Here is a 12,326-nt window from a genome sequence, read left to right as displayed (position 1 = left end):
TGGCTCCCCAGGTTGGAGTTGAACCAACGACACATGGATTAACAGTCCACCGCTCTAACCAACTGAGCTACTGGGGAATCGCTTCGCTTAAGTGCGGGGCGCATGTTAATAATTACCCCTGTAGCTGTCAACTGAATAACTATCAAAATTCGAGGTTTTCGACTGTTTGCTCAAAGGCTATCCAACTTTCGATAAACCTGCTGATAATTCGGGCATTTAGCGCTGATTATTTCGAATTTTAGATAGACTCACTCGACATATTAAAAGCCGTTTAAATCGAATTTAGCGATAAAAAAACACTTGAATTCATCGCAGCCCAGTTGTGTTGCGTTATTACTACAGTTATCCACTGATTTTGTGGATAACTGTGTGAATGTAAATTGGCTAAACCGCTATGAGCCCCGAAAACAGTGGCTTTAGCTGATATTGAAAGCACTAATGGCACCCTGTCAACCGCTTATAAATCAGATAGATAGCGAAACTTAGCGGTAAGTGGCTAAGAATACTAGCAATTTACCTACGTGCAAACGTTACGCACTGATATCTTGTGTATTACTTTTCATTAACATCCCTAATTGGCACTATTTTTGTTCAAAACTGAGTGGGGAAATAGCACTAAGTGATATGCGCAGAAACACAGCTAGGGGTCGCGGGAGTAACTCGCTTCGCGTAACATGTCCGGTTACACCCGATCCAAGGAGTTTTACGTGGTCAAAAGCTTTCAACTTGTCTCCGATTATCAACCGGCCGGCGACCAACCTAAGGCGATCGCTGCGCTGTCTGACGGCATTGAAGATGGGCTAGCCCATCAAACCTTGTTGGGCGTTACCGGCTCAGGTAAAACCTACACGGTCGCCAACGTTATTGCCAAGCTTGAGCGCCCCACAATCATCCTCGCCCCAAACAAGACCCTGGCGGCACAGCTCTATAGTGAAATGAAGGAGTTCTTCCCGCATAACTCGGTGGAATACTTCGTTTCCTACTACGACTATTACCAGCCCGAAGCCTATGTGCCGAGCACCGATACCTTTATCGAGAAGGATGCGTCGATCAACGCCCATATCGAGCAAATGCGGCTATCAGCCACCAAAGCATTACTCGAGCGACGCGATGTAGTGCTGGTAGCCTCTGTATCTGCCATTTACGGTCTGGGCGACCCGCAGTCCTATCTGCAGATGATGTTGCACCTCACCGTTGGTGAGCAGATTGACCAGCGGGCAATCCTGCGCCGCTTGGCCGAGCTGCAATACACCCGCAACGACGTAGCCTTCCAACGTGCCACATTTCGGGTTCGCGGCGAGGTGATCGATGTCTACCCGGCGGAATCAGACAAGAATGCGGTACGCATCGAGCTGTTTGATGGCGAGGTAGAGCGCCTCAGTGCTTTTGATCCGCTAACCGGTGTTGAGGAAGAAACCTTAGCTCGGGTGACAATCTATCCAAAGACCCACTACGTAACCCCGCGTGAGACCATCCTCGATGCCATCGAGTATATTAAGGTCGAGCTTAAAGAGCGTAAAGCGCAGCTACTCTCGGCCAACAAACTGATCGAAGAGCAGCGCATCAGCCAGCGCACCATGTTCGACATCGAGATGATGAATGAGCTGGGTTATTGCTCAGGGATCGAGAACTACAGTCGCTACCTGTCAAACCGCGCCGCCGGCGAGCCGCCACCGACCTTGCTCGACTATCTGCCCGATGACGCCTTGTTGGTGATTGACGAATCCCACGTGACCGTGCCGCAAGTGGGCGCGATGTATAAAGGTGACCGCTCGCGTAAGGAAAACCTCGTGGAGTACGGCTTCCGTTTGCCTTCGGCGCTAGACAACCGGCCGCTTAAGTTCGAAGAGTTTGAGAGCATCGCGCCGCAAACCATCTTCGTATCGGCCACGCCGAGCAAGTACGAGCTGGACAAAAGCCATGGTGACTTTGTTGAACAGGTAGTGCGGCCCACCGGTTTACTCGACCCACAGCTTGAGGTTCGCCCGGTCGCCACACAGGTAGATGACTTACTCTCTGAAGTACGCATCCGCGAGCAGCGCGATGAACGTGTACTGGTCACCACCTTAACCAAACGGATGGCCGAAGACCTGACCGAATACCTCAGCGAGCACGGGGTAAAAGTGCGCTACCTTCACTCAGACATCGATACCGTTGAGCGCGTTGAGATTATTCGCGACTTACGCCTTGGCGAGTTCGATGTGTTGGTGGGGATTAACCTGTTGCGAGAGGGCCTGGATATGCCCGAAGTCTCCTTGGTTGCGATCCTCGACGCCGACAAAGAAGGCTTTTTGCGCTCGGAGCGCTCCCTGATCCAAACCATCGGCCGTGCCGCGCGCCATCCTGAAGGCAAAGCAATCTTGTATGCCGATAAGGAAACCGAGTCGATGAAAAAGGCGATGGGCGAAACCAACCGTCGCCGCGAAATCCAGGCAGCCCATAACCTTGAGAACGGAATAACACCGAAGAAGCTAAACAAGAAGATTGCCGATTTGGGTAACTTCGGCAAGGCTAAGGTGAGCAAAGCCGCAGAGCCGAAAGGCAAGTATCATGCAGCTAGCCCTGATGCGCTACTCAAACGCATTAGTGAACTGGAGAAACAGATGCTTAAACATGCGCAAGAGTTGGAGTTTGAACAGGCCGCCGCACTGCGTGATGAAATTGGTGGGCTACGAGAGCAGTTGATCGAGGTGAGCTAACAGCGTTTAGCCACGCAAGCAGTCATAAAACAGCAGAGACAAAAAAAGGGCCGTTAAGGCCCTTTCTACTAGCATTCAGCAATGTTGCTTAGTTAGCAGCAGCGATGATGCCTGCGAACTCGTCAGCAACCAAAGATGCACCGCCTACCAGGCCGCCATCGATGTCTTCTTGACCGAACAGCTCTTTAGCAGTGGCAGCTTTAACGCTACCGCCGTAAAGGATTTGTACTTTAGCAGCAACGTCAGCGTTTTGAGCAGCCAACCACTTACGGATGTGAGCGTGGATAGCTTGCGCTTGCTCAGCAGTGGCTGATTTACCGGTACCGATAGCCCATACTGGCTCGTACGCGATTACAGCGTTGTTGAAAGACTCGATGCCGCACAGGTCAACAACAGCTTTCAGTTGAGTTTCAACAACTTCTTCAGTTTTGCCAGCTTCGTTCTCTTCCAGAGTTTCACCGATGCACAGTACTGGAACCAGATCGTTAGCTTGGATAGCTTGGAACTTCTCAGCAACAACTTGATCAGTTTCAGCGTGGTACTGACGACGCTCGCTGTGGCCAACTAGGCTGTAGGTACAACCGAATTCTTTCAGCATTACAGGTGAGTTTTCACCAGTGTAAGCACCAGAGGTGTTTACGTTAGCGTCTTGAGAACCGTAAGCGATAGGGGCATCACCAACCAGTGCTTCAACTTGTCCCAGGAAGATCACTGGTGGGCAAACAGCTACTTGTACGTTGGTTGCGGCTTTCGCAGGCTCGATAAGACCGTTGATCAAGGCAGCTACAGACTCTTTAGTACCGTTAAGCTTCCAGTTACCCATTACTAGTGGTGTTCTCATTGTTTATGTCTCCTTATTGGTAAACTGGCTCGATTATAAAGAAACGGCTACAAAATCGTAGCCATCAAACCAAGAAATAATTGTTAAACGGTTAGTTTCTGATCTAAAGCAAGACCTCAGCGAATGTAGCTGAGGATTTTCTGCCACCAAATACCCAGTTTTTCATGCCATAGCGCATCAAAGCGTTGCATAAAGCGAGAATCTGGCAGTAACTCGTGAAGCAGTAGCTCACCCTGAAGCTCTTTCCCGTAAAAGTCTGTCGGTACAGCGGTAACTTCTGACGAGTAGCGTTGGAAGTGCGCTAGCGCCCGAGGCATATGTGCGGCACTGGTGACCAATGCGGTGGGGCGGTCACCAATATAGTTAGCGATTAACGCCGCTTCTTCAGCAGTGTCTTTGGGCTTCGGTAGGGTAATGATGCTTGCCGGTGGGATCTGCGACTGAGTCGCCACCTGGTGCATCAGTTCGGCGTTACTACGCGGGTCGCTGCCGCCGTAGCCCGAAACAATCAGCCGACTTTGCGGATTAAGCTGCATCAGTTCGATGCCCTTAAGGATACGCGCAAGTGACGCCCGGCTGAGCTGTTCAGTCGGTGAGAGTAGGGGGTCGCTGATGTGCCCTGCACCCAGCACCACAACAAAATCGAACTGTTCTATCTCTAGCTGCGGGATCGGCACTTGACGCTCATAGTCGAGCAGTTGCTGATTAACCCACCAAGGGTTTGAGGTGAGCAACAACACGGCCATCGCCGGGAGCAAGGTAAAGGCTGCGCGAATGGGCCGTTTGCGGAAACACAGATAGACGCTGAGTAGCATAAGTAGCAGCGCGATATTCAGCGGCATAAGCATAGAGCCAAGCCACTTTTTCAATATAAATCCGAAACTTAATTCCATGTGGATTCCAACAACTAGCTGTGTGATCCATCTTAGAGGATTCAAAGCGGGGTTTTAAGCCCATTTATCTGCTCTGATGGGCAAAAATTACAATTAACCGCTTAGAAAATAGCGTTTTGCCTACAGACAGTGATAGCCCAACTACGGTACTATTTCAGGTAGTAAAGGAAGCACTATTAGTAGAGAGGAGCATTATGTTCGAACGTGTTGTCGCGGCGCCCGCCGACCCAATTCTGGGACTCACCGAAGCATTTAAACAAGACCCACGGTCTGAGAAGATCAACCTAGGCGTAGGTATCTATAAAGACGAAACCGGCGCGACACCAGTATTAGACTCAGTAAAGAAAGCAGAAGAATATCTGCTGGCTAACGAGAAAACCAAATCGTATCTGAGCATTGAAGGCACCCCGGCATACGGCCTAGAGGTGCAGAAACTGTTGTTTGGCGAAGAAAGCTCAATCATTGCCGATAAGCGCGCATTCACCGCTCAGTCTCCCGGCGGCACCGGCGCGTTGCATAATGCCGCTGAGTTCGCAGTTAACCACCTTGGCGTTAAGCGCATCTGGGTGAGCAACCCAACCTGGGCTAACCATGGCAATATCTTCAAGGCCGTTGGTCTGGAAGTGGTGAGCTACGATTACTACGATGCAGACACTAAGGACAAAGACTTCGCCGCCGCATTGGCCTCACTGCAAAACGTTGCAGCGGGCGACTTGGTACTGTTCCACGGCTGCTGCCACAACCCAACCGGTATCGACCCCGATGCCGAGCAGTGGCGAGCTCTGTCAGAGTTGATTCTAAGCAAGCTAGCGTTGCCGCTATTTGACTTCGCCTACCAAGGCTTTGCCACCGGCGTGGAAGAAGACGCCCTAGGCCTGCGCATCTTTGCTGAAACTCACCCAGAGCTGTTGGTTGCTAGCTCGTTCTCCAAAAACTTCGGCCTGTACAGCGAGCGGGTAGGTGCCTTCACCTTGGTATCTAAGAGCGAAGAAGAAGGTAAGAGCGCCTTTAGTCAGGTGAAAGCTGGCATTCGTGCTAACTATTCAAACCCGCCTTCTCACGGTGCTGCGATTGTTACCACCGTGCTGCAAGATCCAGAGTTGAAAGCCTTGTGGATTGAAGAAGTCGCGCAGATGCGAGTGCGTATTAAAGAGATGCGCGATCTGTTCGTGGAAACCTTGAAAGCCAAAGGCGTGACGGGCGATTACTCATTTATCCAACGTCAAAATGGCATGTTCTCATTTTCGGGGCTAAGCAAAGAGCAGGTAGCCAAGCTTAAAGATGAGCATGCTGTCTACATCGTGGGCTCTGGCCGTATCAGCGTTGCTGGCATGACTCGCGCCAATATGGACGCCCTGTGTCAGGCGATTGCCGCTGTAGTGTAAGCTGGAGTTAGCGCTCATTGTAAATGCAAAAAGCCAGGCTAATTGCCTGGCTTTTTTAGGTTTAAAGAGCTGAACGCCACTATTTTCTTGCCGCGACCACTTGGTTACGGCCGCCTTCTTTGGCTTTATACAGGGCCTTATCGGCGTCTTTGATCACCTCTTCCGGGTCGTCATGCTTGGCTGTTTTAGTGGCAACGCCAATACTGACGGTGATTTGCACCGTATTCGAAGGTTTATTGCTATCTTTGCGGTCTTTGGCGCTCTGCTTGTCGCGCTTTTTCTTATCGCGAATGGCGAAAGGTGTGTCTGCGATCTCTTGCCTGATCGCATCAAGGTGCTCTCTGGCGTGCTCGATATCATCGGTCTTGAACAGCGCAGTGAATTCTTCACCACCGTAGCGGAACACCTGACCGCCACCACCTACCGTGGCTAAACGACTGGCAACCATGGCCAGTACATCATCGCCCACATCATGACCGTAGGTGTCGTTAAAGCTCTTGAAGTGATCGATATCGACCATCGCCACCGTGTACTGTCGACCGATCCCCGACAACTTTTCAAACAGCATACGCCGACCAAGCAAGCCGGTGAGTTCGTCGCGATAGGCCAACTCATGGGAGGTACGCATACCGCTAATCAACACCAACAGCATCGATGCGGAGAAGAACACCGACGAAATCGCTTCTCTATCAAGAAACGCAAGTGGTGCGATGGCGGCCAACAAGCTAAAAAACAGGCCCATCGACATGCTATTGGGCTTGAGCAAAAACAGCACAAAGCTGATCGCCATCCACAGCCCCGCGGCGGCCAACGCATACAGGCTAATGATTAAGCCTTCGATAGGGCGGGGAGCAAAGGCGTTCTGGGCCAGCTCGAGCAAGGCTTGCGGGTGGGTCATCACGATCAGATAAAGCGCCAGACCTTGTAAGGCCACTACGCCGTACATAACCTTTGCTCGTAATGTTTTAACGCCGTTCTCGCTAATTGCCTGATTAAGCAGTAGGTTAAATGGCACCAGCAAGCTGACCAAGGTAAAGCACAATAGCGCATCGGGCTGAGAGAGCGGCTGTTGCAAAAAACGGTGAATCAACCAGTAAGAGAAGCAGCAAACCAGCACCACAACCACCAGTTGTCGGCGGTTGAACATCCAAGATAGTGAGATGGCCACAGCGCCAAGCGCATAGGGGAGCCAAACGAAGATAGCCTGTAAATCTACCGAGAGGGAGGGATACCAATAGAGCGCAGCACACGCTGCCAGCAATACCACCAAAGGGAGCGCTATATTGCTGTTTTCGATACGTTGTTCCATATTCTTTGAGTTATTGAATTTTCACGCAATTTTACGCCACTTGGCCAACAATAGTAATTATTTTAGTGGTCCATCGCGAATTGCTGCGTTAAGCCAGCGCAAACGTTGCTTAAGTAACATGGCTGTTCTAGCTTTATAACATAACAAGTTAGGAGACCGATTAATGAGTGACTTGGTGTTCATCGATGATATCGACACTCCCTCACAGCAAAAAGACCTACCAACCTGGAAGCTACTAATTGTCGATGATGAGCAGGAAGTACACTCAGTAACGCGCTTGGTATTGTCAGATGTGGAGATCGACGGCTATGCAATTGAGTTCATATCCGCTTATAGCGCTGAAGAAGCGCGTAAGGCCTTCGACGAGCATCAAGATATCGCCATTGCGCTGATCGATGTGGTGATGGAGACCGAGCATGCCGGATTGGAGTTAATCCGCTGGATCCGCGAGACCATGCAAAACCACGCCACCCGCTTGATTCTGCGTACCGGCCAGCCCGGGCAAGCGCCAGAAGAGTCGGTTATCAAAAACTACGATATCAACGACTACAAAAGCAAGACCGAACTCACCGCCACCAAACTCAAAACCATTACCTACTCAGCAATCCGCTCTTACCGGGACATTCTGTTTATCGAGCGCCACAGGGCAGGGCTTGTCAAGGTTATCGAGTCCACATCGTTGGTGCTCAAGAGTAAGACCTTGTACCACTTTGGGTCGGCCGTATTGAAACAGCTTGTCGAGCTATTCCAGCTAGACAGCTCTGCGATGTACATCACCACGCTTACTGAGGATGTACTGAGAAATCAGTCGTTTAACGTATTGGCTGCCACCGGCGACCTGGTTGTAAAACAGCACGAAGATTGCGACATCGATAACAGCCAGCAGGTTCCAGACGACGTGCGGGTGCATCTAAAGCAATGCTTAGCGGAACGTCGTTCAATCATCACCAGCTCCTGCTACGTAGGGTATTACCCCACCGATAGTCGCAGCATTAGCTTGCTGTATGTTGAACACAAAAAGCCCCTCGACGATATCGAGAAAGGCTTGCTAGAAGTGTTTGCCGCCAACATTGCGCTCACCTTCGAAAACCTCACTATTAAGGAAGATATTCAGGAGACGCAAAAAGAGCTGATCTTTATCATCGGCGATGCCATTGAACAGCGCAGCAAAGAGACCGGCTCCCACGTTAAGCGAGTAGCACTCATCTGCGAACTTATGGCAAAGAAACTCGGTTTTGATAACGAGTACGTTGAAGCCATCAAGCATGCTGCGCCGCTGCATGACCTAGGCAAGATAGCCATTCCGGAGTCAATCCTTCACAAGCCTGGAAAACTTGACGCGGACGAGTGGGGGACTATGAAAACCCACGCACAGGTGGGCCACGACTTGCTAGCGGGTTCTAACAAAATTATCGCTAAACTCGGTGCCGATATCTCGCTATACCATCACGAGAAATGGGACGGCAGCGGTTACCCGAAAGGCCTCGCTGGCGAAGACATCCCAATTGCCGGGCGCATTATGGCAATAACCGACGTGTTCGATGCCCTCGGCGCGAAGCGCTCCTACAAAGAGCCCTGGTCCTATGACGAGATCAAAAACTTCATTGTTGAGCAGCGCGGCAAGCACTTTGACCCGCAACTGGTCGATATCCTGCTAGACAACTATCAGGACTTTATCGACATCCGCGAACGCTTCCCTGACTAGTTAAACCTCCCGTCATAGATGTTAACGCGATACAATCGGTCGCTTTAGACACACTTATCCATATTTTGTTCCTATAAAATTTACGAATACCTGCATAAATCTCTTTTTTATCTTTGGTAAAAACTGTATTATCCCGCCCGAATTATCCAAACAACCTTATTTCGGGCTTACTAAATGCTGAAAAAACTATCTATTGCAGCCGTAGCTGCTGTTGGCGTATCTGGTGCAGCGAATGCAGAATACCTGTACGGCTTCGGTGGTATGTATGTTGATCATCAGAGCTGGGACCACGGTCTTAACGAAGTTAACAACCCTAAAGGCCGTAACCAATACGTGATCGGTATCGAAGGCGGTGCTGGTTTCACTTGGGGTGAGCTATACGGTTTCTACGATTACGAAAACATCGGTAACGCACCTGATCAACGCGCTGCAGCAGCAAAAGCAACTGCACACGTATACCTAGGCGACACCGGCGCAAGCATCTACGCGCAAGTTTATGATTTCGGCAGCGACATGCAAAGTGAGCAAAACCGAGTTCTAGGTTTGGGTTACACCAAGCTTGGCGGTGACAACTGGTTCTTCAAGCCTTGGATCGGTATTCACCAAATCACCGCTAACGATGGTTTTGCCGATGAAGCGACTGCAAAAGTAAACGGTAACAACGGTTACATGGCTGGTTGGACTGGCCGTTACGCTTGGAACATGTTCGGTCAAAACTTCTCAGTTGTTAACTGGAACGAAATCGAATTTGACCGCAGTGAAGAAATTACCGCTAACCAAGGTGGTAAAAACGGTTGGAACGGTGGCGCAATGCTGTCTTGGCACATCACCGACAACCTGTACACCGGCGTGACCTACCGTTACTTCCGTAACAAACTTGGCCACGAAGGCTACGGTGACTTGTTCATCTACCGTATCGGTTACAACTTCTAAGTTGTCATCGAATATGGAAAAGCCCGCTTAATGCGGGCTTTTTGCTATCTATGCATTCACACAAACGTAGCACCGATAGCTAAGACAGTAAGGCGCTTACTTGCGAAGTCCTGGTTTACTCGATTTCACCGGTTGATGGCGCCACACATTACGCAAGCGTTGTTGGGTAGTTTCGGGAACTGAACTTGAGAACTCTAGCTGTATATAACCTTTGCGGGGCATCCCATAGATCTTGCCCTTAAAGGCGCGAGTGGCTCGACTCACTGCCTTTATCTCTTCGACAAAGTAATTGGGTACCGATCCCTTGGTGCAGCTAATCGTCTCACCATCGACTGATACAACAAAGTGTGCAGTAATTGCCTTAAGCATAACCTTCCTTTAAAACTGTTACTGGCCAACAATAGTTCGGAATCCCCTGATTTTCAATCACTTTAACCGGTAATCAGACTGGTGAGCATACTGATTTCGCATCGTAACAGGCTACGCATTTACGGTTAGAACTGATCAGCTAAATCTGCCATGGCACCAGCTTTGCGATAGGGCTCAATATAGCGAAGCAACATTTTAAGCGAGCTCCAACGCCCGGCTAGCATAATCTCTGCTGGCGACTTGCCCATCTGGGTCAACCAAATGGCAGAGCCAATCCGAAAGCTGTGGGTAGTAAACGGTTTACTGCTCGAGGGTAATAAACCGTCTTGTTTTAGCACTGTTGTTATGCGCTGTAATGATGCGTAAAAAACCGACATCGATACCCGCTCATAGCCTCGGGTCTGTGCAGTGGCTAATAGGAAATGACTCGGCTCGGATCCAAACGGACTGTTCTGGCTAAATCGCTGATAAAGCTGCAGTGCGTAAGGCGACAAGGGCAAATAACGTGGAATGCCACTTTTATTAGTTTTGTCCCAATCCAAACGGATATTGGCTCCGGCACCCACACCGGGCAACACCATAATATGCTGGTGCTGCAAACGCTGCAGTTCCTCTCCACGCAGCATCGCTTCGAACATAAACTGGCAGATCAGCAGGTCGCGCAACTGTAATCGCTCATCGCCTTGCTCAAAACGTAGCTTGATATGATCGCGATACTGTTTGGTGAACGGTACCGCTTGTCCTCGTGTTTCTCGACCGTTCGCCGCAAGCTGATCAAGGGTTCTTCGCAGCACTTGCTGGTAGCGACGAGAATTAGTGGGCGAGGGAAGCGCATGCTGTTTACTCAATGTTGCCAAGGCCCAAGTATCCCGCTGTAACGTAGACACACTAACCCCTTTAACCGGTTCTTCGGCCAGCTTTTCTTTGCGACTCAAGTAGCGCTTAATCCGTTCTGCATAATCCAAGGTGGTGTTGCCACCAATCGGCGAGATCGCCTCATAAGCGCGAAACTCAATATAGCGGCACGCCAAATCGATGGATATGGGGTAGGGGATAACACTTAAATTTTCTCGTTCAGCCAGGTAGTAACGAAATGCCTGAACCGCGTTTAAAAAGGCCTTTTCAGAATTGCGATGGGGATTATAGGCCTCGCGTTTTTGGTACTTATACCAGTGATCTCGATGCTGCTTGATAGCCGCTTCAAAGTCAGGATGCTCAGTGATATCGAGCTGTCGCAACGAGGCTTGTTGAACATACTCCTCAAAATGCTCAGCCTCCATGGCAAGCAGATCAATGCTAGACCAATCGAAGGAGCTAGGCGTTATAACGTTTGCAATGTGGGACAAAAAGTTGCGAGACATCGAGCGAAAGTACAGCAAAAACAGTAGCTTCTATTATCTTTCAAGCCGCCATACAAAAGCAAATAATGTCCACATATTTGCTTTATGAGCAAATGATGTACATAAATCGCGCTAACAGGTTTGCTTTAGCGAGCATCGAAGTGACACCCAAAGACTTGAAGTGCGAACAGCGAGTAATCTCAGCCTCTGGCGACCGTTCGGCCAGAACTGTTTATGACCAAACCGTGTTGTTAAAAATGGGCGGTCGCTCAATGATAGAAACGAAAATCTCGCATAGCGACAGCACCGACACGCTGCAAGCGGGCTTCTACCAAAGCGCTTTGTATCTGCCAGGCACATTCGAGTTCGTAGCGCTAGATGATGACGCGTACCAGTGCCAAAACGAATACTGCGAGTTGCTGTGGTCAGAGGATAAGGTAACGTTCAGCCCAATGTTGTCATACCTTGAGTGCCCAAACTGTGGAAGTCCAGTGGTGCAGCTAAGCAAAGAGACACCGCCAAAACTCTAGGAGCAAACGACATGGATACGAATCTAGATACCGTAACAGAACTGGAAGATCTGCTCATACGGTTCCAGGCCATCGTCGACCTGGCGCCAGAATCAGAAGTCATGTTCAAAACATCCTGGGCAGTATCGAGGAAGAACTGCAGCAGATCGCAAAGAACGCAGCCGCAAGCCAAACGTCAGCGCTAAGGCTTTATAAACACCAAGCTGGCCAGTAAAATCACGTAAGTCATTGAACATAATGGATTTACCATAAAATCTAAATACTGATGACACTTATCAGGCCATTGGGCCTGCTAAGTGCCTCAGATTTCACCTAGGATTGC

11 protein-coding genes and 1 tRNA gene are annotated in these 12,326 nt (G+C 49.9%); 6 read left to right on the top strand and 6 right to left on the bottom strand.

Annotation, left to right across the window (positions count from 1 at the left end; genetic code table 11):
* Window positions 1-77, bottom strand: a tRNA-Asn gene (locus tag G462_RS0119475).
* A 630-nt stretch (window positions 78-707) separates the two neighbouring features.
* Here G462_RS0119475 and uvrB point away from each other — a divergent pair.
* Window positions 708-2,699 carry an excinuclease ABC subunit UvrB gene (uvrB, locus tag G462_RS0119470; protein ID WP_026960467.1) on the top strand — a complete coding sequence of 664 codons (1,992 nt, stop codon included), beginning with the start codon at window positions 708-710 and terminating at the stop codon, window positions 2,697-2,699.
* 88 nt (window positions 2,700-2,787) lie between these two features.
* On the opposite strand, the gene tpiA is transcribed toward uvrB, so the two are convergent.
* Complete coding sequence (gene tpiA / locus G462_RS0119465) at window positions 2,788-3,540, bottom strand: triose-phosphate isomerase (protein ID WP_026960466.1); 753 nt, start codon at window positions 3,538-3,540, stop codon at window positions 2,788-2,790.
* Between the two features lie 116 nt (window positions 3,541-3,656).
* Window positions 3,657-4,409, bottom strand: coding sequence for a YdcF family protein (locus tag G462_RS0119460; RefSeq protein ID WP_169720199.1), 753 nt, complete (start codon window positions 4,407-4,409; stop codon window positions 3,657-3,659).
* Window positions 4,410-4,627: 218 nt separating this feature from the next.
* On the opposite strand from G462_RS0119460, the gene G462_RS0119455 reads away from it, so the two are divergent.
* Window positions 4,628-5,818 (top strand): amino acid aminotransferase, encoded by a 1,191-nt coding sequence (locus G462_RS0119455; RefSeq protein WP_026960464.1) that lies wholly within the window; start codon window positions 4,628-4,630, stop codon window positions 5,816-5,818.
* A gap of 79 nt (window positions 5,819-5,897) precedes the next feature.
* Here G462_RS0119455 and G462_RS23485 read toward each other — a convergent pair whose 3' ends face one another.
* Window positions 5,898-7,127, bottom strand: a complete 1,230-nt coding sequence (locus G462_RS23485) for a GGDEF domain-containing protein (RefSeq protein ID WP_051326879.1) — start codon at window positions 7,125-7,127, stop codon at window positions 5,898-5,900.
* A gap of 163 nt (window positions 7,128-7,290) precedes the next feature.
* Between G462_RS23485 and G462_RS0119445 the strand changes: the two genes are divergently transcribed.
* Together G462_RS0119445 and G462_RS0119440 are read left to right on the top strand one after the other, a co-directional pair.
* Entirely contained in the window at window positions 7,291-8,832 is a 1,542-nt protein-coding gene (locus G462_RS0119445) for a DUF3369 domain-containing protein (RefSeq protein ID WP_026960463.1), read from the top strand.
* A 174-nt stretch (window positions 8,833-9,006) separates the two neighbouring features.
* Window positions 9,007-9,765 (top strand): outer membrane protein OmpK, encoded by a 759-nt coding sequence (locus tag G462_RS0119440; protein WP_026960462.1) that lies wholly within the window; start codon window positions 9,007-9,009, stop codon window positions 9,763-9,765.
* A gap of 96 nt (window positions 9,766-9,861) precedes the next feature.
* Here G462_RS0119440 and G462_RS25170 read toward each other — a convergent pair whose 3' ends face one another.
* Complete coding sequence (locus G462_RS25170; protein ID WP_035478442.1) at window positions 9,862-10,134, bottom strand: DUF3634 family protein; 273 nt, start codon at window positions 10,132-10,134, stop codon at window positions 9,862-9,864.
* A gap of 125 nt (window positions 10,135-10,259) precedes the next feature.
* Complete coding sequence (locus G462_RS0119430; RefSeq protein ID WP_026960461.1) at window positions 10,260-11,414, bottom strand: tyrosine-type recombinase/integrase; 1,155 nt, start codon at window positions 11,412-11,414, stop codon at window positions 10,260-10,262.
* 332 nt (window positions 11,415-11,746) lie between these two features.
* Here G462_RS0119430 and G462_RS24610 point away from each other — a divergent pair, with 332 nt between their 5' ends.
* Together G462_RS24610 and G462_RS24605 are read left to right on the top strand one after the other, a co-directional pair.
* The gene (locus G462_RS24610) at window positions 11,747-12,004 is read left to right on the top strand and encodes a hypothetical protein (RefSeq protein ID WP_157378694.1); all 258 of its coding nucleotides are present in this window, start codon (window positions 11,747-11,749) and stop codon (window positions 12,002-12,004) included.
* Window positions 12,005-12,015: 11 nt separating this feature from the next.
* A complete protein-coding gene (locus G462_RS24605; protein ID WP_157378693.1) occupies window positions 12,016-12,189 on the top strand; it encodes a hypothetical protein in 174 nt (57 codons plus the stop codon).
* Window positions 12,190-12,326: the final 137 nt, after the last annotated feature.

The sequence above is a fragment of the Aliagarivorans taiwanensis DSM 22990 genome (assembly GCF_000429505.1).
Lineage (GTDB): Bacteria > Pseudomonadota > Gammaproteobacteria > Enterobacterales > Celerinatantimonadaceae > Aliagarivorans > Aliagarivorans taiwanensis.
The sequence above is the reverse complement of the archived record's forward strand: the minus strand, read 5'-3'. Positions and strand labels throughout refer to the sequence as shown.

What these genes read in the sequence shown, in the direction of transcription:
- G462_RS23485 (WP_051326879.1), bottom strand. Translation starts at nt 7,127, where the DNA reads ATGGAACAACGTATCGAAAACAGCAATATAGCGCTCCCTTTGGTGGTA.
- G462_RS0119455 (WP_026960464.1), top strand. Translation starts at nt 4,628, where the DNA reads ATGTTCGAACGTGTTGTCGCGGCGCCCGCCGACCCAATTCTGGGACTC.
- G462_RS25170 (WP_035478442.1), bottom strand. Translation starts at nt 10,134, where the DNA reads ATGCTTAAGGCAATTACTGCACACTTTGTTGTATCAGTCGATGGTGAG.
- G462_RS0119445 (WP_026960463.1), top strand. Translation starts at nt 7,291, where the DNA reads ATGAGTGACTTGGTGTTCATCGATGATATCGACACTCCCTCACAGCAA.
- G462_RS0119440 (WP_026960462.1), top strand. Translation starts at nt 9,007, where the DNA reads ATGCTGAAAAAACTATCTATTGCAGCCGTAGCTGCTGTTGGCGTATCT.
- G462_RS24610 (WP_157378694.1), top strand. Translation starts at nt 11,747, where the DNA reads ATGATAGAAACGAAAATCTCGCATAGCGACAGCACCGACACGCTGCAA.
- G462_RS24605 (WP_157378693.1), top strand. Translation starts at nt 12,016, where the DNA reads ATGGATACGAATCTAGATACCGTAACAGAACTGGAAGATCTGCTCATA.
- tpiA (WP_026960466.1), bottom strand. Translation starts at nt 3,540, where the DNA reads ATGAGAACACCACTAGTAATGGGTAACTGGAAGCTTAACGGTACTAAA.
- G462_RS0119430 (WP_026960461.1), bottom strand. Translation starts at nt 11,414, where the DNA reads ATGGAGGCTGAGCATTTTGAGGAGTATGTTCAACAAGCCTCGTTGCGA.